Here is a 22,597-nt window from a genome sequence, read left to right on the forward strand (position 1 = left end):
CCCCGCGGTGGTGGAGTCGGCCCATGACCGAGGACGGCGCACCGCGGGTGGAGCGCGACGGCGACACGATCTGCATCACGATGACCCGGGGCGCGCGGCGCAACGGGCTCTCCCGGGATCACCTCCATCAGCTGGTGGCCGCGTTCACCGACGCGGCCACCAGCGACGCGAGCGGCATCGTCCTGGCGGGGGAGGGGCCGGTCTTCAGCGCGGGCCACGACTTCCGGGACGTCGTCGGACGACCGTTGCCGGAGGTCCGCAGCCTGCTACAGCTCTGCACCGAGCTCATGCAGCTCGTCGAGAGCGTCCCCCAGGTGGTGATCGCGCGCGTGCACGGTCCGGCCGTCGCCGCCGGCTGCCAGCTGGTGGCCTCGTGCGACCTCGCCGTCGCGGCCGAATCCGCGCAGTTCGCCGCCCCCGGTGGGAAGGGCGGCTGGTTCTGCCACACGCCGATGGTCCCCATCGCGCGCAATGTCGGCCGCAAGCGGGCGATGGAGATGGCGCTCACCGGGGACGCGATCGACGCCGGCACCGCGCTCGACTGGGGCCTGGTCAACCGGGTCGTGCCTGACGACGAGCTCGACGAGGCGGTGCGCGGGCTCATGGACCGCGCCACCCGCGGCTCGCGGACGAGCAAGGCTCTCGGCAAGCAGACGATGTACGCCCAGCTCGACCGGCACGAGCGGGACGCCTACGCGATCGCGATGGAGGTCATGGCGGCGGCCAGCCAGCTTCCCTCGGCCTCCGAGTGGGGCGCGTCGTTCCTGGAGAAGCGTCGGCCGGTCTGGACCGATTGAGGTAGCACCCTGCAGGGTGGTCTAGCGTGGGTCGGGCGTGTCCTGGCAGCAGACGTCGGCTAGACAGTGCTCATGACCGAGGTGGCGCAGTCGGGCACCAGTTGGCTCTCCCGCGAGGAGATGGACGCCGCCCGCGAGCGCCTGCCCATCGTCTACGTCGACGCCGTCCCCGTGCGCGTGGACGAGCGCGGCACCGTCACCGAGGTCGGGCTGCTGCTGCGCATGGGCGAGGACGGCCAGGTCAAGCGGGCGCTGGTGTCGGGGCGGGTGCTCTACCACGAGCGGGTCCGCTCGGCGCTGCTCCGCCACCTCGAGAAGGACCTCGGCCCGCTGGCGCTGCCCCGGCTGCCCACCGCGCCGCAGCCCTTCACGGTCGCCGAGTACTTCCCGACGCCCGGGGTGACGCCGTTCCACGACCCGCGGCAGCACGCGGTGTCGCTGGCCTACGTGGTGCCGGTGGAGGGTGACTGCGCCCCGTCGCAGGACGCGCTGGAGCTCACCTGGTTCACCCCCGAGCAGGCGCGCCAGCCCTCCGTGCTCGCCGAGATGGCCAACGGGCAGAGCACGCTGCTGCTGCAGGCGCTCGCCCACGTGGGGGTGTGACGCCGGGGTGAGGGTGCGCACACCCGGGATGGTTGCGCGCCGGGACGGCATTGACCCTGCCGTGCACAACCTCTGGGGCCTGACGCGCCGCCGCGCGCTCGACTTCGGCCGGGTGACGACCGCCGGCTGTTGACGCCGCCGCGCCGTCGACCCTCCCGAACCCCTGAAAGGCACCCCCTCCTCGTGCTCACACGTCTCCGCCGCGTCCCGTTCGCGGCGCAGGTCCTCCTCGCCCTCGTCGTCGGCGTCGCGCTCGGTCTGGTCGCCCGCGACCTCGGCCCGGTCGCCGACGGCACCCCCAACTGGCTGACCAGCACCCTCCAGACGATCGGCAGCACCTTCGTCACGCTGCTCAAGGTCCTCGTCCCGCCGCTGGTCGTCACCGCCGTCATCGTCAGCATCGCCAACCTCAAGCAGGTCACCAACGCCGCCCGGCTGGCCGGCCAGACGCTGCTGTGGTTCGCGATCACCGCGCTGATCGCCGTCTCGATCGGCATCGGCCTCGGCCTGCTCACCGAGCCGGGCCGCAACAGCTCGGTGGACGCCGCCGCCCAGCAGGTGCCCGAGAGCACCGGCTCGTGGTGGGACTTCCTCACCGGCCTGGTGCCGGGCAACGTCCTCGGGCTGCAGGGCTCGGCCGAGGGCGCCCTGTCGTTCAACGTCCTCCAGCTCATCGTCATCGCGGTCGCGATCGGCGTCGCGGTGCTCAAGGTCGGCGAGCCGGCCGAGCCGTTCCTGGCCGTGGTCCGCGCGGCGCTGGCCGTCGTCCAGAAGGTGCTGTGGTGGGTCATCCTCCTCGCGCCGCTGGGCACGGTCGGCCTGATCGGCAACGCCGTGGCCAGCTACGGCTGGGAGTCCCTGGGCTCGCTCGGCGTCTTCGCCGGGGCCGTCTACGCGGGCCTCGCGCTGGTGCTCTTCGTCGTCTACCCGGTGCTGCTGCGGCTGCACGGCCTGTCGCCGCTGCGGTGGTTCGCCGGTGCCTGGCCGGCGATCCAGCTGGCGTTCGTCTCCCGCTCCTCGATCGGCACGCTGCCGGTGACCGAGCGGGTGACCGAGCAGAACCTCGGCGTCCCGCGCTCCTACGCCTCGTTCGCGGTGCCGCTCGGCGCGACGACCAAGATGGACGGCTGCGCCGCGATCTACCCGGCGCTCGCGGCGATCTTCGTGGCGCAGTTCTTCGGCGTCGACCTGTCGATCACCGACTACCTGCTCATCGCCCTGGTCTCGGTCGTCGGCTCCGCGGCCACCGCGGGCGTCACCGGCGCCGTCGTCATGCTCACCCTGACGCTGTCCACCCTCGGCCTGCCGCTGGCCGGTGTCGGTCTGCTGCTGGCGATCGACCCGATCCTCGACATGGGCCGGACGGCGGTGAACGTCGCGGGCCAGTCCCTCGTGCCGACGATCGTCGCCAAGCGGGAGGGCATCCTCGACGTCGACCGCTACCGGTCGACCTCCACGGTGGACCCGCTCGCCCGGGTCGACGAGCGCGGCGGTGTGGACGCCGACCTGCGCGAGCCCGTGCGCGCCTGAGCCGCGCCACCGGTGCCCCGGTCCTCCGTCCGCGGAGGGCCGGGGCGCCGTCGTCTCAGCCCTCGCGCAGGTCGGCGCACCCGGTCTCGTGCGGCAGCAGCGGCCGGAAGGTCAGCGACCACCGGGCGCCGTCGGCCGACAGCCACGGGGTGAGCTGGTTGGCCGCGCGCGCGGCCTCGAGCACCGGCGCGGTCTGCTCGCCGCCGGCGAGCACGCAGCCGAGGCCGAGCGGCCCGTCGAAGGGCTCGCCGGGCAGCGGCGGACCGGGCCACGCGGTGTCGGGCTGGGGGAACTCCGGCTCGGCGGCGTAGGGGGTGACGAGCGCGGCCACCGCCGCCGGCTCGTACGGCTCCGTGGCCGCGGCGCCGAGCCCGGTCAGCTCGTCGAGGAAGCCCCTCAGCTCCGCGCGGGCGGCCACCTGCTCCTCGGTGAGACCGTCCTCGGCGCCGTCCACGAGGGCGTAGACCTCGCGGACGATCGTCTCCAGCCCGGTGGACACCGTGAAGCGGGTGGTGGGCACGTCGGCGATCGGCGGCATCCCCAGGTCGGTGGTGTCGGCGACGCCGGCCTCGAGGGCGGCGTCGACGAGCTCCTGCACCTCGTCCTCGCCGATCTGCCGGACCTGCACGTTGGGCAGGGCCGGCCCGGGGTAGATCGCCGGCACCGGCCCGTCGGTGAGGACGCGGCCGTCGCCGTACACGCTCACCAGCGGCAGCCGCGCCGCGGCCGTCTGGGGCATCACGAACCCGCCGGTCCACGCCACCTGCAGCACGAGGTCGTCGGCGGCGTAGGGGTAGGGGCCCTCGGTCCCGCCGCCACCACCGCCGTCGTCGGCGGCCGGGGCCGCGCACGCCGCCAGCACGAGCAGCAGCGCCGTCGCCACCGTCGTCCGGATCGTCGTCACGGCCCTAGGACGACCCACGGGGCGCGCCGGTTCCGGCCCGTGCCGGCGACGAGAAAGGTCGCCGGCACGACGACGGCTCCGCTGCACACCGGGGACCTTGGCGCACCGCCCGCGACACGAGCCCGCGACACGCTGTGACGGAACCGGACGGGTAGCGTCGGCGCCCGTGCGTCTGGTCATCGCCCGCTGCTCCGTCGACTACATCGGGCGGCTGACCGCCCACCTGCCGATGGCCACGCGGCTGCTGCTGGTCAAGGCCGACGGCTCGGTGTCGATCCACGCCGACGACCGCGCGTACAAGCCGCTCAACTGGATGAGCCCGCCCTGCACGCTCAAGGACGAGCTCACCGACGGCGCCGGGACGTGGACGGTCACCAACAAGGCCGGCGAGCAGCTGATCATCACGGTCGAGGCGGTCGAGCACGACTCCTCGCACGACCTCGGCGTCGACCCGGGCCTGCAGAAGGACGGCGTCGAGGCCGAGCTGCAGCGGCTGCTGGCCCTGCACGTGGAGACCTTCGGCGCCGGGTGGTCGCTGGTCCGCCGCGAGTACCCGACCGCGATCGGCCCGGTCGACCTGCTCTGCCGGGACGCCAGCGGCACCACCGTCGCGGTCGAGGTGAAGCGGCGGGGGGAGATCGACGGCGTCGAGCAGCTGACCCGCTACCTCGAGCTGCTCAACCGCGACCCGCTGCTGGCGCCGGTCAAGGGCGTCTTCGCCGCGCAGGAGATCAAGCCGCAGGCGCGGGTGCTCGCGCAGGACCGCGGGATCGACTGCCTGACCGTCGACTACGCCGTCCTCAAGGGCACCGACGACCCCTCCCAGCGCCTCTTCTGAAGCGGAGTGGATCCGTCGCGGTGACCGCGACGGTTCCACTCCGTGAGGTCGGTTACCCGCCAGTAGCCCACCGCGCGCGGCCGCGCCCGCGGGTGAGAGACTTCCTGCGATCCGCGGACGGCAGGAGGAGTGGCAGCGTGGCCAGAGAACTGACCGAGGTCGGCGTCGTCGGACTGGGCACCATGGGTGCCGGCATCACCGAGGTGCTGGCCCGCGCGGGGCTGCACGTGACCGCCGTCGAGGTGGGCGAGGAGGCGCTGGGGCGCGGCCGCGGGCACCTCGAGCACTCCACCGACCGCGCGGTCAGCCGCGGCAAGCTCGACCCGGCCGAGCGCGACGCGATCTTCGAGCGGATCCGGTTCAGCACCTCGCTGGAGGACCTCGCGCAGGCCGAGCTGGTCATCGAGGCCGTGCCCGAGCGCATGGAGCTCAAGACCGAGATCTTCGCGGCACTGGACAAGATCTGCCCGGCCGACACGATCCTGGCGACCAACACCTCGAGCCTGTCGGTCACCGAGCTCTCGGTCGCCACCGGTCGCCCGAGCAAGGTCATCGGGATGCACTTCTTCAACCCGGCGCCGGTCATGAAGCTGGTCGAAGTGGTGCGCACCGTCGTCACCGACCCCGCGGTCATCGAGGACGTCGAAGCGCTGGCCGAGCGGCTGGGCAAGGTCGACGTCACCATCGGCGACAAGGCCGGCTTCATCGCCAACGCGCTGCTGTTCGGCTACCTCAACCACGCCGTGTCGATGTACGAGAACCGGTACGCCAGCCGCGAGGACATCGACGCGGCGATGCGGCTGGGCTGCGGCCTGCCCATGGGCCCGCTGGCGCTCATGGACCTCATCGGCATCGACACCGCCTACGAGATCCTCGACACCATGTACAAGCAGTCGCGCGACCGGCTGCACGCGCCCAGCCCGATCATCAAGCAGATGATGACCGCGGGCCTGCTGGGCCGGAAGACCGGCCGCGGCTTCTACACCTACGCCGAGCGCGACTCCGCCCAGGTGGTGCCGGACGCGCTGACGCCGGCCGAGGGCGGCGCGTCCGAGGGGGCGCGGCCGGTGTCGAAGGTCGGCGTCGTCGGCTCGGGCACGATGGCCACCGGCATCATCGAGGTGGTCGCCAAGGGCGGCTTCGACGTCACCTTCGTCGCCCGCACCCTGGACAAGGTCGAGGCGGTGCAGTCCGTGCTCGCGAAGTCCCTGGACAAGCAGGTCTCCCGCGGCCGGCTGGAGGAGTCGCAGCGCGACGAGGTCCTGGGGCGGATCCGCGGCACCACCTCGCTGGACGACCTCGCCGACGTCGACCTCGTCATCGAGGCGGTCGTCGAGCACCTGGGCACCAAGCAGGCGCTGTTCGCCAACCTGGGCGAGATCTGCAAGCCGGGGGCGGTGCTGGCCACCACGACGTCCAGCCTGCCGGTCATCGAGTGCGCCAAGGCCAGCGAGCGGCCCGCCGACGTCGTCGGCATGCACTTCTTCAACCCCGCCCAGGTGATGAAGCTGGTCGAGGTGGTCTCCACCATCGCCACCGCGCCCGACGTCGCCGCCACCGCGCACGCGGTGAGCGCGCAGCTGGGCAAGCACGCGGTCTCCTGCACCGACCGCGCCGGGTTCATCGTCAACGCGCTGCTGTTCCCCTACCTCAACGACGCGGTGAAGATGCTCGAGGCGCACTACGCGACCGCCGACGACATCGACGCCGCGATGAAGGTCGGCTGCGGCTACCCGATGGGCCCGTTCGAGCTGCTCGACGTCGTCGGCCTCGACGTCTCGCTGGCGATCGAGCGCGAGCTCTACACCGAGTTCCGCGAGCCGGGCTTCGCGCCGGCGCCGCTGCTCGAGCACCTGGTCACCGCGGGCTACCTGGGTCGCAAGACCGGGCGCGGCTTCCGGGACTACGCGAACCGCTGACGGCGGTGCCGCGGCGCAGGAGGGGCGGTCCGCCCGCGCCCGGTCGACGGTCCCTCCCCCCGCCGCCGCGCCGCGAGACCGTCGAGGAGGCCCCGGACGGCGACTGGGTCGTGCGGGCGCTGACCGGCTCGGCGTCCACCAAGGCCTACCGGTGCCCGGGCTGCGACCAGGAGATCCTCCCGGCGACGCCGCACGTGGTCACCTGGCCGGCCTACGCCCGCGACTCCGACCTCGACCCCTGGGACACCGACTCGGCCGCCGACCAGCGGCGGCACTGGCACACCGCCTGCTGGCGGGCCCGCAGCCGCCGCTTCTAGCCCTCACGGCGCCAGCCGGGCGGACACCACGACGTTGTCGACGTAGCTGCGCTCGCCCCGGTCGAAGGCGCCGCCGCAGGTGATCAGCCGCAGCTGGGCGTCCGGCGTGGGCGCGTACACCTCGCCCACCGGGAAGGCCGTCTTGGGGTAGCGCGCCGCTCCGGTCACCACGAACCGGGCCGTCGTCCCGTCGGCGCGGTCGACGAGCACCGCGTCCCCAGGGACGAGCCGGTCGAGTCCGTGGAAGACCGCCGGGCCCAGGTAGGAGTCGACGTGGCCGGCGATCACCGCCGGTCCCGGGTCGCCCGGCGACGTCCCGGCCGAAAACCAGCCGGCACGGTCGAAGTCCGCCGGCGGGACGAGGACGCCGGCCGCGTCGACACCGAGCAGCGCCAGCGGGCTGTCGACGCCGATCGCCGGGATGCGCACGCGCACCGGCGCCGCGGCCGGCGGGCTCACCACCGGCACGGGACCGGCCTCGATCAGCGCGGCGGCGAGCGTCAGCAGCCCGCCCAGGGGTGACGCGCCCCCAGCCCCCGTCTCGACCCCGCCCACCGGCACCACGGGGGACGACGTGGCGTCGCGCACCAGGCGGACGTCGAGGCCACCGCCCTCCCGGTCGAGCAGCAGGAGGCTGTGCACCGTCCCGGCCGCGACGGTGAGGGGGAGCTCCACGGGGGCGCTGCCCTCCGGTGCGATCCGCAGGGTCGTGGACCCGCCGGGGACGTCGACGTACCCCCCGACCTCCCCGAATTCCAGTCCCGAGGCGAGCGGCGGCGCCCCGGGCGCACCCACCTCCACCACCGGGGCTCCGGCGGCGGCCGCCAGCACGCGCACCCGGGCGCTCCCGCTCGGCGGCCGCGAGAGGTCGTCCGCGAGCACCGCCAGGGCCAGGTCGGCGAACGCGCCGACCCCGGCGACCGTGCTCGCCGTCCCGGCCCCGACCTCGACGGTGGTCGAGAGCACCGCGGGGCCGGCGGGATCGGCGCCGGCGGCGCGCACGCTGACCGTGTAGGTGCCGGGCGCCACAGGGGCGTAGTCGGAGACCGTGCCGTAGCCGACCCCGGCGACCGTCACCGGCGGCACCGCGTCGCCGGGGTCGTCGACGGTCATGTCGACGGCGGGCGAGTCGGGGGACAGGTGCGCGACGCGCAGCAGGCCCTCGTCGGCCGCTGCGGCCGGGGACGGCGGCTGCAGGGATCCGGCCACCACCGTGGCGACGAGCAGGACGACGGCGCGCCGGACACGCGACGGGCCCCCACGAGCGGACTCGCGGGGGCCCGGGGCGTGCGGGTTCAGCGGCGGCCCTGGCTCGGCGACTCGATGACCTGGGTCTGCGGGGCGGGGGCGGGCGTGGTGCCGGTCGTGCCGCTGCCCGCCGGCGTCGGGGACGGCGACGGACGCGGCGGCACGGGCACCCGGGCGCCGCCGGTGGCCGGCTCCTGCGCGGCCGAGGGCTGGACCTGGGGCTGCGGCTTGGTCGCGGACCGCCGCTCGGTCGGCTGGTCGACGGTGACCGCCGGCTGGACGGCGGTCGGCGGGCCGGACGGGGCGGGGGACGTCGGCGCCTCCTGCCGGATCGGCTGGCGGGCGGCCGCCGACTCGCCCTCCGCGGTGCGGACGGTGAGCTGGTTGGTCGTCGGGCCCGTGGGCTGGGGACGGCGCTCCTCGGTGGGGGCCGGCCGCTCGGCCTGCGGGCGCTCGGCCTGCGGGCGCTCGGCCTGCGGGCGGTCGCCGAGGTCGGGCAGGCTGCTCAGCAGCTGACGCGCCTGCAGCAGCCGGGAGGTGAGCTCGTCGCGCACCTCGCGGATCGCCGCCGCCTTGGCCTCGGCCTCGGCGACGATCTGCGCGGCGTGCTGCTCGGCGGCGGCCACCCGCTGGCGGGCGGCCTGCGTGGAGACCCGCTCGCGCTCCTCCTCCTGGCGGGCGGCCTCCGCGCGCTTGGTGCGCAGCGCGATCTCGAAGTCCTCCTCGGCCTTGGCGCGGCGGGCCTGCGACTCGGCGTCGAGGCGCGCGACGCGCTCCTGGGCCTTCTGCACCAGCTCGTCGGCGCGGATCTGCGCCTTGGTGGCGATCTGCTCGGCGTTCTGGCGGGCCTCGGCGAGCATCCGCTCCACCTCGGCCTGACCGGCGGCGTGCCGCTCGGCCATGGCGCGCTCCTCGGCCGCGGTCTGCTCGCGCACCGCCTGGGCGTCGCGCTCGGCGACGGCGCGGATGTCGGCGGCCTCCTCCTCGGCCAGCCGGAGCATGTGCGAGATGCGCTCGCTCATGTTCTCGAAGGTCGGGGCGGCGGCGGTCGCGGCCCTTCGGCGCAGCTGCTCGATCTCGCCGTGCATCGCCGAGAGCTGGCCGGCGAGGTCGGAGGAGCGGGCGACCGCGGCGTCCCGGTCGGCGATCGCGATGCGGAAGTCCGCCTCGAGGCGCTCGATCGTCTCCGCGACCTGGTTGCGGTCGTAGCCCCGCAGCACCACGTCGAAGGAGTGCTGAGCCTCGTGCATCGGGATCATGTCGCGGTGCGGGTCGCTCATGGGGCCATCCTCTCAGACATCGGGGTCGGCCCGGGCGTGTCGGGGGGAGTCGAGGCGCGGTTCCCAGCTGGTTGACAGCAACAGCGCCCCGGCCCGTCCCTCACACCCCGCGGAAGCGGTTGATCTGCTGCTCGAAGCGGGCGCGCTTCTCGGGGTCGCGGACGCCGAGGCCCTCCTGGGGGGCCAGGGTGAGCACGCCGACCTTGCCCTGGTGGGCGTTGTTCTTCACGTCGAGGGCGGCCTGGCCGACGTCGGCCATCGGGTAGGTCTTCGACAGCGTGGGGTGGATGAGGCCCTTGTCGATGAGCCGGTTGGCCTCCCACGCCTCCTTGTAGTTGGCGAAGTGCGACCCGATGATCCGCTTGAGGTTCATCCACAGGTAGCGGTTGTCGTAGGAGTGCATGTACCCGCTGGTGGAGGCGCAGGTGACGATCGTGCCGCCCTTCTTGGCGACGTAGACGGATGCGCCGAAGGTCTCCCGGCCCGGGTGCTCGAAGACGATGTCGACGTCGTCCCCGCCGGTCAGCTCGCGGATCCGCTTGCCGAACCGCTGCCACTCCTTGGGGTCCTGGGTGTCCTCGTCCTTCCAGAACTTGTAGCCCTCGGCGTTGCGGTCGATGACCAGCTCGGCGCCCATGGCGCGGCAGATGTCGGCCTTCTCCGGGCTGGAGACGACGCAGACGGGGATGGCGCCGCCGTTGAGGGCCATCTGGGTGGCGTAGGAGCCCAGCCCGCCCGAGGCGCCCCAGATGAGGACGACGTCGCCCTGCTTCATCTGCGCGCCGTTGTGGCTGACCAGCTGCCGGTAGGCGGTGGAGTTGACCAGCCCCGGCGCGGCCGCCTCCTCCCAGGACAGGTGGGCCGGCTTGGGCATCAGCTGGTTGGTCTTGACCAGGGCCAGCTCGGCCAGGCCGCCGAAGTTGGTCTCGAAGCCCCAGATCCGCTGCTGCGGGTCGAGCATCGTGTCGTCGTGCCCGGCGGCGTCCTCGAGCTCGACCGACAGGCAGTGCGCGACCACCTCGTCGCCGGGCTGCCACTTGCTCACGCCCGGGCCGGTGCGCAGCACGACGCCGGCCAGGTCGGAGCCGACCACGTGGTAGGGCAGGTCGTGCCGCTTGGAGAGGTCGTTGAGCCGGCCGTAGCGCTGCAGGAACCCGAAGGTGGACACCGGCTCGAAGATCGACGTCCAGACGGTGTTGTAGTTCACCGACGAGGCCATGACGGCGACGATCGCCTCGCCCGGGCCGAGCTCGGGCGTCGCCACCTCCTCCACGTGCAGCGACTTGCGCGGGTCCTTGTCCTTGGTGGCGAGGCCCTCGAACATGTCCTGCTCGTCCTTGCGCACCAGCACCGCCCGGTAGGACTCGGGCACCGGCAGCCCGGCCACGGCGTCCAGCTGATCGGCGAGGATGGCGTCCCTGATCTCGTTCACTGCGTCTCCCGGGTCTTCGTCGGCTGCGGGGTGCGGTGCGGGCGGGGGAGGGCCCGGCGGTGCGGACTGCGGCGGATGTTACCGGTCGGTAACCGGTACCGCGAGTTCGGGGTTCAGTGACCGGTGGCGGCCGGCTGGACGAGCTCCACGAGGACGCCGCCGGCGTCCTTGGGGTGCACGAAGTTCACCCGGCTGTCCGACGTCCCGCGCTTGGGGGCGTCGTAGAGCAGCCGGAGCCCTCGCTCGCGCAGCGTGGCGCTGACCGCCTCGACGTCGTCCACCCGGAAGGCCAGCTGCTGCAGCCCCGGGCCGCTGCGCCCGATGAACTTGGCGATCGTCGACTCCGGCGTCAGCGGGGCGAGCAGCTGGATGCGCGTCTCGCCGTCACCGACGGCCAGCATCGCCTCGCGGACGCCCTGCTCCTCGTTCGTCTCCTCGTGCACCGAGCGGACGCCGAAGGCCGTCGCGTAGAAGGCGATCGCCTCGTCCAGGTCGGGGACTGCGATGCCGACGTGGTCGATCGTGGTGAACAGGTCCTGGGGCAGACCCGTGCGCTCCTCGGAGGTCATCCCGGCATCGTGGCGCAAGACGTCTCAGACGACATCCCGATGTGGGAGGCATCACGTCCCGGGTTCTCGTCTGGGTCGGGCGCCGGTCGCCGTCCTATCCTGAGCGGCAGCCCGACGCACCCCCTGGTGCGCCCCGAGACTCGGTCGCCGGCGACGGCGGCCCGGCACTGGAGGCCCCCATGCCCCGATCGGTCATCGTCAGCGGCGCCCGCACCCCCATGGGCCGCCTGCTCGGCTCGCTCAAGGACTTCTCCGCCGCCGACCTCGGCGGCGTGGCGATCAAGGCCGCGCTGGAGCGGGCCGGGATCTCCGGCGACCAGGTCGACTACGTGATCATGGGCCAGGTCATCCAGGCCGGCGCCGGCCAGAACCCGGCCCGCCCGGCCGCGGTGGCCGCCGGCATCCCGATGTCGGTGCCCTCGTTCACGCTCAACAAGGTCTGCCTCTCCGGCATCGACGCGATCGCGCTGGCCGACCAGCTGATCCGCGCCGGTGAGTTCGAGGTGGTCGTGGCCGGCGGCATGGAGTCGATGACCCAGGCCCCGCACCTGCTGATGAACTCGCGCACGGGCACCAAGTACGGCGACACCGCGCTGGTCGACGCGATGGCCCACGACGGGCTGTCGGACACCTTCGACCAGATCGCGATGGGCGCGCTCACCGAGCGCGCCAACGCCGCCTACGAGCTCACCCGCGAGGAGCAGGACGCCTTCGCCGCCGCCTCGCACCAGCGGGCCGCGGCCGCGCAGAAGAACGGCCTGTTCGACGACGAGGTCGCCCCGGTGCTCATCCCGCAGCGCAAGGGCGACCCGATCGAGTTCCGCGAGGACGAGGGCATCCGCGCCGACACGACGGTGGAGAGCCTGTCGAAGCTGAAGCCGGCCTTCGCCAAGGACGGGACGATCACCGCCGGCACCGCGTCGCAGATCTCCGACGGCGCCTGCGCGGTCGTGGTCATGAGCGCCGAGAAGGCCGCCGAGCTCGGCCTCACGCCGCTCGCCGAGATCGGCGCGCACGGCGTCGTCGCCGGGCCGGACGCCACCCTGCAGACGCAGCCGTCGCGGGCGATCGCCAAGGCCTGCGCGCGCGAGGGCATCGACCCCACGGACCTCGACCTGGTCGAGATCAACGAGGCGTTCGCCGCCGTCGGCATCGTCTCCACCCGCGAGCTCGGCCTCGACCCGGAGAAGGTCAACGTCAACGGCGGCGCGATCGCGCTCGGCCACCCGGTCGGCATGAGCGGGGCCCGGATCGTGCTGCACCTGGCCCTGGAGCTCGGCCGCCGCGGCGGCGGCGTGGGTGCCGCGGCCCTGTGCGGCGGCGGCGGTCAGGGCGACGCGCTGGTCCTGCACGTGCCCGCTCGTTGACCGACGGAACCGCGGTCCAGGCGCCGGCCCCCGCCGCCCCGCTCGGGCGGCGGAGGCGGCGGCAGGCCGACGTCCCCGACCTGGTCTCGCGCGCCCGCGAGGGCGACGCGCGGGCCGTGGCCCGGCTGATCTCCCTGGTGGAGGACGCCAGCCCGGCGCTGCGCGAGGTCGCCGTCGCGCTGGCCCCGCACGCCGGGGGAGCGCAGGTGATCGGCCTGACCGGGTCGCCGGGGGTCGGCAAGTCGACCACGACGACCGCGCTGGTCCGCGCCTTCCGGCGGGCCGGCAGGCGGGTGGGGGTGCTCGCCGTCGACCCGTCGTCCCCGTTCTCCGGGGGAGCGCTGCTCGGCGACCGCGTGCGCATGCAGGACCACGCCGGCGACAGCGGCGTCTACATCCGCTCGATGGCCTCCCGCGGTCACCTGGGCGGGCTGGCCTGGGCCACGCCGCAGGCCCTCCGGGTGCTGGACGCGGCCGGGTGCGACGTCGTCCTCGTCGAGACCGTCGGGGTCGGCCAGTCGGAGCTGGAGATCGCCTCGCTGGCCGACACCACGCTGGTGCTGGTGGCGCCGGGCATGGGCGACGGCATCCAGGCGGCCAAGGCCGGGATCCTCGAGGTCGCCGACGTCTTCGTCGTCAACAAGGCCGACCGGGACGGCGCCGAGCAGACCGTGCGCGACCTGCGCTACATGCTGTCGCTGGGCGGGCGGCACTCCGAGGCCGGGGCCTGGCGGCCGCCGATCGTGAAGACCGTCGCCGCCCGCGACAAGGACAACGGCATCGACGACGTGCTGGCCAAGGTGGACGACCACCGGGCGTGGCTCGACTCCTCCGGCGAGGGGCGCCGACGGCGCACCGAGCGGGCCGCGGCCGAGATCGAGGCCATCGCGCTCGCGACGCTGCGCGAGCGGCTCGGTGACGTGCACGGCTCGGCCGCCCTCGGCGCGCTCGCCGGCAAGGTCGTCGCGGGTGAGACCGACCCGTACTCGGCGGCCGACGAGCTGGTCGCGCAGCTCTAGACGTTCGACCCGGGCCCGCGGGGGGAAGGGAGCCGCGGTGAACGGAGAGCCGGACGCCGTCGTCGTCGGAGCCGGGCCGAACGGGCTGGCGGCCGCGCTGCGGCTGGCCGCGGCCGGCCTGCGGGTGCGGGTGGTGGAGGCGGCGGAGCGCCCCGGCGGCGGGATGCGCACCGAGGAGCTGATGCGCCCCGGCTACCACCACGACGTGTGCTCGATCGTGCAGCCGATGGCCGCGGCCGCGCCGTTCTTCCGCGAGTTCGACCCCGAGAGCCGCGGCGTGCGGCTGGTGCAGCCCGAGCTCAACTACGCCCACCCGCTCGACGGCGGACGGGCCGCGGTGTCGCACCGGTCGCTCGAGCAGACCGCGGCCGGGCTCGGGCCCGACGCCGACGCCTACCGGCGGCTGTTCGAGCCGCTGGTCGCGCACGGCACCGACGTCGTCGACTTCTTCCTCACCAGCCGGCTGCGGGCGCTGCCGACCCGGAGTCCCCTGCAGATCGCGCACTTCGGGCTCAACGGGCTGCCGAACGTGCGCTGGCTGGCGCGCCGCTACTTCCAGACGGAGGAGGCGCAGGCGCTGCTCGGCGGGGCGGCGGCGCACGGCATGCTCGACCTGAGCCAGCCGCTGACCTCCGCGCTGGGCATGCTGCTGACGATGCTCGCCCACCACGTGGGCTGGCCGCTGGTCGAGGGCGGCTCGCAGAAGCTGGCCGACGCGATGGTCACCGCGCTGGAGGAGCAGGGCGGCGAGGTGGTCACCGGCCACCACGTGACCGACCTGCGCGAGTTCGAGGGCGTCCCGGCCGTGCTGCTCAACACCACGCCCGAGGCGTTCGTCGCGATGGCCGGCGACCGGGTGCACGAGGGCTACCGCCGGTGGGTGTCGCGGTACCGGCACGGCGCCGGCGTGTTCAAGGTCGACTGGATCCTGTCCGAGCCGGTGCCGTGGACCAACCCCGACGTCCGCCGGGCCGGGACGATCCACGTCGCCGGCACGCTCGAGGAGACGATCGCCGGCGAGCGGGCGCCGAACCAGGGCCGGCTGACCGACAAGCCGTACGTGCTGGCCGTGCAGCCCACGGTGCCCGACCCCACCCGGGCGCCCGAGGGCGGGCACGTCTTCTGGGCCTACGTGCACGTCCCGCACGGGGCGGACGTCGACGTCACCGAGGCGATCGAGAAGCAGATCGAGCGGTTCGCGCCCGGCTTCCGCGACACGATCGTCGAGCGGGTCACCAAGAACGCCGTCGAGATGGAGCGGTGGAACCCCAGCTACATCGGCGGCGACATCTCCAACGGCCAGGCGACGCTGCGCCAGATGCTCGCCCGCCCGGTGCCGCGGTGGAACACCTACAAGACGCCCGTGGACGGCGTGTACCTCGCCTCGGCCGCGACGCCGCCCGGGCCCGCGGTGCACGGCGCCTGCGGCGACAACGCCGCGCGGGTGGCGCTGCGCGAGGTCTTCGGCGTCCGGGAGGTCCCGCCGCTGAAGCCCCCGCTGCGCTGAGATTCGCCGCAGGGTCCGGTCCGGCCCGTGGTCGCGCGCGTCAGGCGAAAGTCGGTGCGGCCAGCGCGGCCCGGATGCGCGCGAGGAGCCGTTCGGGACGCCGCAGGTCGCGCTTGGTCACGAAGATCACCCGCCACCCGGCCGCGAAGATCCGGTTCAGCCGCTCCCGGTCCTCGGGGACCTGCTGCGGAGCCCCATGCCACTCGCCCTCGTACTCCAGAGCCAGCTTGTGCTCGGGCCAGGCGAAGTCGACGCGGCCCGCGAAGCCGGAGGCGTCGCGCACGCGGTGCTGGGCCACCGGCTCGGGCAGGTCGGTCCGCCCCAGCAGGAGCCGGAGGCGGGTCTCCTGCGGCGACTGCGCCAGGCCGTCGGCGCGGGCGAGGGTCCGCCGGACGTACCGGCAGTCCCGTCCGCTGGCGCGCGCGGCGGCGGCCCGCACGTCGTCGACGGGGGTGCGGGTGGCCACCAGGAAGGCGTCGACAGCGACCACGGCCTCGTCGGGCGGGCGGATGGCGGCGAGGTCGAGCGCCGTCCGGATCCGAGTGGTGACGCGGATGCCCCGGTGCACCGTCACCTCGTCGTCGCCCAGCGCACGCCGGCGCAGTCGAACCCCGGGGACGACGCCGCCGCGGAACCCGGGCGGAACGGTGAGATCGACGTCGTCGTCCGCCTCGGCCAGCCGCGCGCCCCAGATCGTCGCCGCGCTCGCGCCGCTCGCCGCTGCTCCGGGCAGCAGGAGACAGGTGGCCGCCATGACCCGCAACCCGTGGGTCAGGCGCAGGGACGAGCACGCCCAGACGTCGGGGAAGACGCGCTGCCACGCCGTCGAGCCCAGGTGCGACCGCGTCAACAACCCGGCGCGGACCACGTGCGAGGCGCGGAACACCTTGCCCCGCAGCTCGGGGGGACGCGTCGGGGCCGGCGGCACCGGGGCAGCGTGCCGGGAACCGCGGCCCCCGCGCTGACGTCGTCCACAGGTGCGTCGAGATGCGCGTGAGGGGTCTGTCCAATCGAGTGAGTCACCTCTCAGCCGCATCTCGACGACGACTACCGCCCGGTAGCGTTCCGGGCATGGTCCGTGCGCTGGGGCTGCCCTTCGACCCGATCGAGCGCGCCGGGGAGACCTGGGAGCAGCGCTTCGGTCCCGCCGCGGCGATGCGCGCGGCGACCTCGGTGTTCCGGGTGCAGCAGATCCTGCTGGCCCGCTTCGACGAGGTGCTCAAGCCGCACGAGCTGACGTTCGCGCGCTACGAGGTGCTGGTGCTGCTCACCTTCAGCCGCACCGGCCGGCTCCCGCTCAAGGTGATCGGCAGCCGGCTGATGGTGCACCCGACCAGCGTCACCAACGCGATCGACCGGCTGGTCGCGGCGGGCTACGTGGAGCGCCTGCCCAACCCCGCCGACGGCCGCGGGGTGCTGGCCGGGATCACCGAGGCGGGGCGCGCGGTCGTCGAGGTGGCCACCCACGAGCTCACCGCGCTCGACTTCGGCCTGGGCGACCTGCCCGACGCCGAGCTGGACACCCTGTTCGACATCCTGCGGCGGGTCCGCCTCGGGGCCGGTGACGTCGCCGACGTCGCCCCGGCAGATAGTCGGACGTCCTAGCAGATTTTGTTCGGACGTCCTAGCATCTCGGCATGAGCGACGACGCCCGGCAGCGGTGGCAGCAGCGGTACGACACGGCGCTGGCCGCGGGGAAGGTCCGCGACGCCGACTTCACCACGCTGTCCGGCGTCGAGGTCGACCCCGTCTACGGCCCCGCCGACGAGTCCGCCGTCCCCGGCTTCGAGCGCATCGGCTACCCCGGCGAGTTCCCCTTCACCCGCGGCCTGCACGCCACCGGCTACCGCGGGCGGGCGTGGACCATCCGCCAGTTCGCCGGCTTCGGCAACGCCAAGCAGACCAACGAGCGCTACAAGATGATCCTCAAGGAGGGCGGTGGCGGCCTCTCCGTCGCCTTCGACATGCCGACCCTCATGGGCCGCGACTCCGACGACCCGCGCTCGCTCGGCGAGGTCGGCCACTGCGGCGTGGCCATCGACTCAGCCGCCGACATGGACGTCCTGTTCAGCGACATCCCGCTCGGCGACACGACGACGTCGATGACGATCAGCGGCCCCGCCGTCCCGGTCTTCTGCATGTACCTGGTAGCCGCCGAGCGCCAGGGCGTGGACCTCGGCCGGCTCAACGGCACGCTGCAGACCGACATCTTCAAGGAGTACATCGCGCAGAAGGAGTGGCTCTTCGCCCCCGAGCCCCACCTGCGCCTCATCGGCGACCTCATGGAGTACTGCGCCGAGAACATCCCGGCCTACAAGCCGATCTCGGTCTCGGGCTACCACATCCGCGAGGCCGGCTCGACCGCCGCGCAGGAGCTCGCCTACACCCTCGCCGACGGCTTCGCCTACGTGGAGCTCGGCCTGTCCCGCGGGCTCGACATCGAGACGTTCGCCCCCGGCCTGTCGTTCTTCTTCGACGCGCACGTCGACTTCTTCGAGGAGATCGCCAAGTTCCGCGCGGCCCGCCGGATCTGGGCCCGCTGGCTGCGCGACGTGTACGGCGCGAAGACGGAGAAGGCGCAGCAGCTGCGCTTCCACACCCAGACGGCGGGGGTCAGCCTCACCGCCCAGCAGCCGGACAACAACATCGTCCGGACGGCGCTGGAGGCGCTCTCCGCCGTCCTCGGCGGGACCCAGTCGCTGCACACCAACGCCCTCGACGAGGTCCTGGCGCTGCCCAGCGCCAAGGCCGCCCAGATCGCGCTGCGCACCCAGCAGGTGATCATGGAGGAGACCGGGGTCATGAACGTCGCCGACCCGCTCGGCGGCTCCTGGTACGTGGAGGCGCTCACCGACGACATCGAGCGCCAGGCCGAGGAGATCTTCGCCCGGATCAAGGAGATGGGCTCCGACGGCACCATGACCTCGGGCATCCTGCGCGGCATCGAGGAGGGCTGGTTCACCGGCGAGATCGCCGAGGCCGCCTTCGTCTACCAGCGCGCGCTGGAGAAGGGCGACAAGAAGGTCGTCGGCGTGAACACGCTGACCGGCTCGGTGGACGCCCACGACCAGCTCGACATCCTGCGGGTCAGCCACCAGGTGGAGAAGGACCAGAAGGCCGAGCTCGCCGACCGCCGTCGCGACCGCGACGACGAGGCCGCGCGCCGGGCCGTCGTCCGCATGGTCGAGGTGGCCCGCACCGAGGAGAACATGGTGCCCGCGATGCTGGACGCCGTCCGCGCGGAGGCCACCCTCGGCGAGATCTGCGACGCGCTGCGCGAGGAGTGGGGCAGCTACACGGAGCCCGCCAGGTTCTGAGCCCGACGGGGGTCCGACACGCCCGGTCGCGCGGTGGGATGATCGTCGCCATGCAGCCCACCCGTCCCGGACGTCCCGACCCGCGGGCTCAGGCGCAGCAGGCGCAGATGGCCGCCTCGCTGGCCGGTGCCGTCGACCTCGCTGCCGTGAAGGCCCGCTCCGAGGCGGCCGCGCGCGCCCAGGCGGCGCCGCCGCCCACCGCCGGCGCGCCGGCCGGCTCACCGGGCAGCGCCGTCGTCGACGTCACCGAGGCGACCTTCCAGTCCGAGGTGCTCGACCGCTCCTTCCAGGTGCCGGTCGTGCTCGACCTCTGGGCCGAGTGGTGCGGGCCGTGCAAGCAGCTCTCCCCGGTCCTCGAGCGGCTGGCCGCCGAGGGCGGCGGCTCCTGGGTGCTGGCCAAGATCGACGTCGACGCCAACCCGGCGCTGGCCCAGGGCCTGCGGGTGCAGGGCATCCCGGCGGTCAAGGCGGTGTGGCAGGGCCAGCTGGTCGCCGAGTTCACCGGTGCCATCCCCGAGGAGCAGGCGCGGCAGTTCGTCACCGAGCTGGTGCGCGCGACCACCGGGGGAGCGGTCCCGGGCGGCGGCGAGCTCGACGACGCCGGACCCGAGGACCCGCGGCTCGACGCGGCCGAGGCCGCCCTGGAGCGCGGTGACCTGGCCGGCGCGGAGGCCGCCTACCAGGCGATCCTCGCCGAGGACCCGAACCACCCCGACGCCGCGCTCGCGCTGCGCCAGGTGCAGCTCTTCCGGCGCGCCGAGGAGGCCGGGCCGAACGCGCTGGCCGACGCCGACGCCGCGCCCGACGACGTCGCCGCGCAGACGCGCGCCGCCGACTTCCTGCTCGGCACCGGGCAGGTGGAGGCCGCCTTCGACCGGCTGCTCGACGTCGTCCGCCGCACCTCGGGGGAGGACCGCGACCAGGCCCGCAAGCACCTGATCGAGTTGTTCGCGGTCGTCGGCGACCAGGACCCGCGCGTGGGCACGGCCCGCCGGCAGCTCTCGCTGGCGCTCTTCTAGGCCGCTCAGGCCTGCACGTCGCAGGGCCCGGGGCCGCCGACGAAGCCGTTGCGGAGCAGGTCGACCAGCTCGAAACCGGTCAGGTCGACGTCGGGCAGCACGGCCGGGTCCCGGGCGTACCGCAGCAGGAACTGCACGCTCTCGTCCAGGTCCCCGGGGGAGACCGTCGCGGTCCGGAGGGAGCCGGCCACCAGCTCGGCGCTGAACCAGCCGGTCAGGCACACCGCGGACCGGTAGGCGTCCTCGCCGTCGGCGGCGAGACCGAGCTGGTCGCGGGCGGCCAGGGCGTAGCCGATCGACGCCGCCGTGATCACGGCGTAGTCCCCGATCTCCCCGTAGAGGGGCCGACCCAGGCCGGGGTCGTCGAACCCCACGACAGGACCGTCCGCGCAGTAGACGAGGTCGAGGTCGTCGACGGCGCACGCCGGGGGTCCGGTCCGGAACACGGTCAGCTCGGGCGCCTCGAACCGGCTCCCGCCCAGGGCGGGGAGCGCGGCCTCCCAGAACTCGGTCAGCGAGTCCTCGATCAACGTCGGTAGGTCCCCGTAGGGGGCGTTGCCCCGGTTGGCGAAGTCCTGGTCGGTGGTGAACGGGCTCTGGGTGAACACGCGCTCCGGTCCGAAGTCGTCCCGGCAGGCGGCCGGTCCGTCGTCGAAGCCCTCCTGGAAGGCCGAGACCCGGTCGAAACCGGAGCCGTGCGCCGCCTGGCCCGCCGGGCTGGTGCCCACGGGGTCACGGAGCAGCAGGTAGCCCTGCAGCAGCTGGTCGAGCTCCGCCGGGCGCAGCTGCGTGTACCGGGCCTCGCCGTCGGCGACCCAGCCGGTCCAGGCGCCGGCGAGGCAGTCCGCCTGCGTCTCCGTGGCGATCGAGGACTGCGGGGAGCCGACCCGGGCCTGGATCGCGTGCCCGAACTCGTGCGCGGTGACCAGGTCGGGGAGGAACCTCCCGTACTCGTCGGCCAGACGGCCCAGGAAGGCCCGGTCGTAGCTGATCGAGTCCGAGTGCGGGGCGTCCGGCGCCGAGCAGTAGAAGGCGTTGCCCTCCACGTCGCGCGGATCGGTCCCGCAGCCGATCCCCTGCGGGTAGTCGGCCGGGTCGACGTCGTCCGGGTCCACGCTGAAGAAGCCGCCCTGCAGCGGCTGGAACCGCGTGCCGAACACGTCGGGGAACCGGCTGCTCCAGAAGTCCTGGAGGTCGGCGAGTGCGTTGCGCACCCGGGCGTCGACCGGGTCGTCGGTGGCCCCGACGACGGTGATCTCGCCGCTGCCGACGTCGGAGGTCGGTGGCGACTGCGAGCCGGGCCGGCCGATGACGACGAACGAGCACCCGGTGAGGGTCAGGACGGCGAGCAGCGCGGTGAGCGCCGTCCCCCGGCGGGTGCGAGCGGTGTCCACACCCCGCCAGTGCCCGCGCCGACGGCCGGCAACCCGACCGCGCTAGCCGTCGATCCCCACCTCGCAGGGCCCGCCGCCCTGCAGGAAGCCGGCCCGGAACGACCGCAGCAGCTCGAACCCCGAGACGTCGGTGTTCGGGAAGACGTTGTCCTGGACGCCGTAGACGAGCAGGAACTCCACCGCCTCGTCGACGTCGCCCGGGCTGAGGGCGATGCCCTCGAACGCGCCGCTGAACAGCTGCGCGGTGTACCAGCCGGTCAGGCACACCGCGGAGCGGGTCGCCTCGGCGTCGTCGGTGGACAGCCCCGCCTGCGACCGGACCGCCAGCGAGTAGGGCAGCGAGAGCGCGGTCGCGACGGCGTAGTCGCCGAGCTCGTCGTAGGCCGGCCGGGTGAGGTCGGCCTCGTCGTAGTAGACGGTCGTGTCGGACCCGCAGTAGCCGAGGTCCCGGTTGTTGGCCACGCACTCCGGCGCCGTGCCCTCGAACGGCTCCACCGCAGGCTCCTGGAAGTCCTCGCCGAACGCCGCCGGGAAGACCTGCACCCAGAACGGCGGCAACGAGTCGTCGATGAAGTCGAGGGTCTGGTCGTAGGGGGCGTCGCCCTCGTTCGGGTCGCGGGGGTCGGCGGCCGCGGCGGTGAAGATGCGGTCCTCGCCGTAGTTGTCCCGGCAGGCCGTGACGCCGTCGTCGAAGCCCTCGGCGATCGCCGAGACCCGGTCGAAGTACGAGCCGTGCGCCCCCTCCTGGGAGGGGTCGGTGCCGACCGGGTCGGCCACCTGGAGGTACCCGCGCAGCACCTGGTCGACCTCCGGCGTGCGGATCGACGTGTGCTGCCCGTTGCCCGCGGCGATCCACCCGGTCCAGGCGCCGGCCAGGCAGTCGGCCTGGGTCTCCTGGTTGATGCTCGGCCCGCGGTAGCCGAAGCGGTCCTGGATGGCGTGGCCGAACTCGTGCGCCATGACCACGGCGACCAGCGACAGGTCGTAGTTGGCCGAGAGCTCGCCGAGGAAGACGCGGTCGTAGCTGATCGAGTCGGGGTTGGCCCGGCCCGGCGCGTTGCAGTAGAGCGCGTTGTTCTCGACCCGGTCGGGGGCCAACCCGCAGCTCACGCCGTCCGGGTAGGTCGCCTCGTCGACGTCGTCGGGGTCGACGCTGAAGACCCCGCTGGTCAGCGGCTCGAACGGCGAGCCGAACGCCTCGGGGTAGGCCTGCTCCCAGAAGGTGTAGAGGTCGGCGAGGGCGTTGCGCGCCTCCTGGTCGACCTCGTCGCCGTCCACGGACCCGACGATCGGGAACTCGTCGGGAGTGGCGTCGCGCAGCTCGTTGCCGGCAGGTGCGGCGGCCCCCACCACGGTGCTCGTGCAGCCGGCGAGGAGCAGCCCGCCCGCCGCGGTCGCGGCCAGCGCTGCGCGCAGGCCGCGCGACATCGGCAAGTGCGTCATGTGGTGCGTTCCCTCGTCCGTGTCGGGCCGGTGCATGCATCGTGACACGGTCCGGGGACGGCGGACGCGCGCCGCGGGACCGGCCGGTCCCGCG

The 22,597-nt window shown here is 73.8% G+C and carries 20 protein-coding genes; 12 read left to right on the plus strand and 8 right to left on the minus strand.

The genetic code is table 11. The features are described from left to right. The first annotated feature begins 23 nt into the window (after positions 1–23). The 3 genes from ACI797_RS12615 to ACI797_RS12625 all read left to right on the plus strand — a co-directional run bounded on the left by ACI797_RS12615 (position 24) and on the right by ACI797_RS12625 (position 2,930). Positions 24–797 (plus strand): enoyl-CoA hydratase-related protein, encoded by a 774-nt coding sequence (locus ACI797_RS12615; protein WP_456858969.1) that lies wholly within the window; start codon positions 24–26, stop codon positions 795–797. A 72-nt stretch (positions 798–869) separates the two neighbouring features. Then, positions 870–1,400, plus strand: coding sequence for an NUDIX hydrolase family protein (locus ACI797_RS12620; RefSeq protein ID WP_456858970.1), 531 nt, complete (start codon positions 870–872; stop codon positions 1,398–1,400). A gap of 183 nt (positions 1,401–1,583) precedes the next feature. Next, the gene (locus ACI797_RS12625) at positions 1,584–2,930 is read left to right on the plus strand and encodes a dicarboxylate/amino acid:cation symporter (RefSeq protein ID WP_456858971.1); all 1,347 of its coding nucleotides are present in this window, start codon (positions 1,584–1,586) and stop codon (positions 2,928–2,930) included. Positions 2,931–2,985: 55 nt separating this feature from the next. Here the strand turns inward: ACI797_RS12625 and ACI797_RS12630 are convergent, their stop codons facing one another. Next, positions 2,986–3,834: a hypothetical protein gene (locus tag ACI797_RS12630; RefSeq protein ID WP_456858972.1), complete on the minus strand. Its 849-nt coding sequence runs from the start codon at positions 3,832–3,834 to the stop codon at positions 2,986–2,988. Positions 3,835–4,000: 166 nt separating this feature from the next. Between ACI797_RS12630 and nucS the strand changes: the two genes are divergently transcribed. From nucS to ACI797_RS12645, 3 genes are all read left to right on the plus strand, one after another. Further along, the gene (gene nucS, locus ACI797_RS12635) at positions 4,001–4,672 is read left to right on the plus strand and encodes an endonuclease NucS (protein WP_456858973.1); all 672 of its coding nucleotides are present in this window, start codon (positions 4,001–4,003) and stop codon (positions 4,670–4,672) included. Positions 4,673–4,809: 137 nt separating this feature from the next. Further along, positions 4,810–6,591, plus strand: a complete 1,782-nt coding sequence (locus tag ACI797_RS12640) for a 3-hydroxyacyl-CoA dehydrogenase family protein (protein WP_456539909.1) — start codon at positions 4,810–4,812, stop codon at positions 6,589–6,591. 110 nt (positions 6,592–6,701) lie between these two features. Continuing rightward, the gene (locus ACI797_RS12645; RefSeq protein WP_456858974.1) at positions 6,702–6,908 is read left to right on the plus strand and encodes a hypothetical protein; all 207 of its coding nucleotides are present in this window, start codon (positions 6,702–6,704) and stop codon (positions 6,906–6,908) included. Between the two features lie 3 nt (positions 6,909–6,911). Here ACI797_RS12645 and ACI797_RS12650 read toward each other — a convergent pair whose 3' ends face one another. The 4 genes from ACI797_RS12650 to mce all read right to left on the minus strand — a co-directional run bounded on the left by ACI797_RS12650 (position 6,912) and on the right by mce (position 11,437). Further along, positions 6,912–8,120 carry a class F sortase gene (locus ACI797_RS12650; RefSeq protein WP_456858975.1) on the minus strand — a complete coding sequence of 403 codons (1,209 nt, stop codon included), beginning with the start codon at positions 8,118–8,120 and terminating at the stop codon, positions 6,912–6,914. Positions 8,121–8,203: 83 nt separating this feature from the next. Next, positions 8,204–9,436: a hypothetical protein gene (locus ACI797_RS12655; RefSeq protein WP_456858976.1), complete on the minus strand. Its 1,233-nt coding sequence runs from the start codon at positions 9,434–9,436 to the stop codon at positions 8,204–8,206. A gap of 100 nt (positions 9,437–9,536) precedes the next feature. Further along, positions 9,537–10,868 carry a crotonyl-CoA carboxylase/reductase gene (gene ccrA / locus ACI797_RS12660; protein WP_456858978.1) on the minus strand — a complete coding sequence of 444 codons (1,332 nt, stop codon included), beginning with the start codon at positions 10,866–10,868 and terminating at the stop codon, positions 9,537–9,539. Positions 10,869–10,981: 113 nt separating this feature from the next. Next, complete coding sequence (gene mce, locus ACI797_RS12665) at positions 10,982–11,437, minus strand: methylmalonyl-CoA epimerase (RefSeq protein ID WP_456858979.1); 456 nt, start codon at positions 11,435–11,437, stop codon at positions 10,982–10,984. A 179-nt stretch (positions 11,438–11,616) separates the two neighbouring features. Between mce and ACI797_RS12670 the strand changes: the two genes are divergently transcribed. The 3 genes from ACI797_RS12670 to ACI797_RS12680 are packed head-to-tail and all read left to right on the plus strand — an operon-like array spanning position 11,617 to position 15,330. Further along, positions 11,617–12,804 (plus strand): acetyl-CoA C-acetyltransferase, encoded by a 1,188-nt coding sequence (locus ACI797_RS12670; RefSeq protein WP_456858980.1) that lies wholly within the window; start codon positions 11,617–11,619, stop codon positions 12,802–12,804. Then, entirely contained in the window at positions 12,801–13,823 is a 1,023-nt protein-coding gene (meaB, locus tag ACI797_RS12675; protein ID WP_456858981.1) for a methylmalonyl Co-A mutase-associated GTPase MeaB, read from the plus strand. The genes ACI797_RS12670 and meaB overlap by 4 nt, the downstream gene beginning before the upstream one ends. A 37-nt stretch (positions 13,824–13,860) precedes the next feature. Beyond that, positions 13,861–15,330 carry a phytoene desaturase family protein gene (locus ACI797_RS12680; RefSeq protein ID WP_456858983.1) on the plus strand — a complete coding sequence of 490 codons (1,470 nt, stop codon included), beginning with the start codon at positions 13,861–13,863 and terminating at the stop codon, positions 15,328–15,330. A gap of 40 nt (positions 15,331–15,370) precedes the next feature. On the opposite strand, the gene ACI797_RS12685 is transcribed toward ACI797_RS12680, so the two are convergent. Continuing rightward, positions 15,371–16,258: an endonuclease domain-containing protein gene (locus ACI797_RS12685; RefSeq protein ID WP_456858984.1), complete on the minus strand. Its 888-nt coding sequence runs from the start codon at positions 16,256–16,258 to the stop codon at positions 15,371–15,373. Between the two features lie 143 nt (positions 16,259–16,401). On the opposite strand from ACI797_RS12685, the gene ACI797_RS12690 reads away from it, so the two are divergent. The 3 genes from ACI797_RS12690 to ACI797_RS12700 are packed head-to-tail and all read left to right on the plus strand — an operon-like array spanning position 16,402 to position 19,666. Beyond that, a complete protein-coding gene (locus ACI797_RS12690) occupies positions 16,402–16,935 on the plus strand; it encodes a MarR family winged helix-turn-helix transcriptional regulator (protein ID WP_456858985.1) in 534 nt (177 codons plus the stop codon). Positions 16,936–16,967: 32 nt separating this feature from the next. Continuing rightward, a complete protein-coding gene (locus ACI797_RS12695; protein WP_456858986.1) occupies positions 16,968–18,647 on the plus strand; it encodes an acyl-CoA mutase large subunit family protein in 1,680 nt (559 codons plus the stop codon). Positions 18,648–18,697: 50 nt separating this feature from the next. Next, positions 18,698–19,666, plus strand: coding sequence for a tetratricopeptide repeat protein (locus tag ACI797_RS12700; protein ID WP_456858987.1), 969 nt, complete (start codon positions 18,698–18,700; stop codon positions 19,664–19,666). A gap of 5 nt (positions 19,667–19,671) precedes the next feature. On the opposite strand, the gene ACI797_RS12705 is transcribed toward ACI797_RS12700, so the two are convergent. Then, positions 19,672–21,060 carry a neutral zinc metallopeptidase gene (locus ACI797_RS12705; RefSeq protein WP_456858988.1) on the minus strand — a complete coding sequence of 463 codons (1,389 nt, stop codon included), beginning with the start codon at positions 21,058–21,060 and terminating at the stop codon, positions 19,672–19,674. Between the two features lie 42 nt (positions 21,061–21,102). Then, a complete protein-coding gene (locus ACI797_RS12710) occupies positions 21,103–22,503 on the minus strand; it encodes a neutral zinc metallopeptidase (protein WP_456858989.1) in 1,401 nt (466 codons plus the stop codon). Positions 22,504–22,597: the final 94 nt, after the last annotated feature.

The sequence above is a fragment of the Geodermatophilus sp. SYSU D00691 genome (genome assembly GCF_054050275.1).

Excerpts from the sequence above, each read along its gene's own strand:
- ACI797_RS12615 (WP_456858969.1), top strand. The coding sequence starts at position 24 with ATGACCGAGGACGGCGCACCGCGGGTGGAGCGCGACGGCGACACGATC.
- ACI797_RS12620 (WP_456858970.1), top strand. The coding sequence starts at position 870 with ATGACCGAGGTGGCGCAGTCGGGCACCAGTTGGCTCTCCCGCGAGGAG.
- ACI797_RS12655 (WP_456858976.1), bottom strand. The coding sequence starts at position 9,436 with ATGAGCGACCCGCACCGCGACATGATCCCGATGCACGAGGCTCAGCAC.
- mce (WP_456858979.1), bottom strand. The coding sequence starts at position 11,437 with ATGACCTCCGAGGAGCGCACGGGTCTGCCCCAGGACCTGTTCACCACG.
- ACI797_RS12670 (WP_456858980.1), top strand. The coding sequence starts at position 11,617 with ATGCCCCGATCGGTCATCGTCAGCGGCGCCCGCACCCCCATGGGCCGC.
- ACI797_RS12690 (WP_456858985.1), top strand. The coding sequence starts at position 16,402 with ATGGTCCGTGCGCTGGGGCTGCCCTTCGACCCGATCGAGCGCGCCGGG.
- ACI797_RS12695 (WP_456858986.1), top strand. The coding sequence starts at position 16,968 with ATGAGCGACGACGCCCGGCAGCGGTGGCAGCAGCGGTACGACACGGCG.
- ACI797_RS12700 (WP_456858987.1), top strand. The coding sequence starts at position 18,698 with ATGCAGCCCACCCGTCCCGGACGTCCCGACCCGCGGGCTCAGGCGCAG.
- ACI797_RS12710 (WP_456858989.1), bottom strand. The coding sequence starts at position 22,503 with ATGACGCACTTGCCGATGTCGCGCGGCCTGCGCGCAGCGCTGGCCGCG.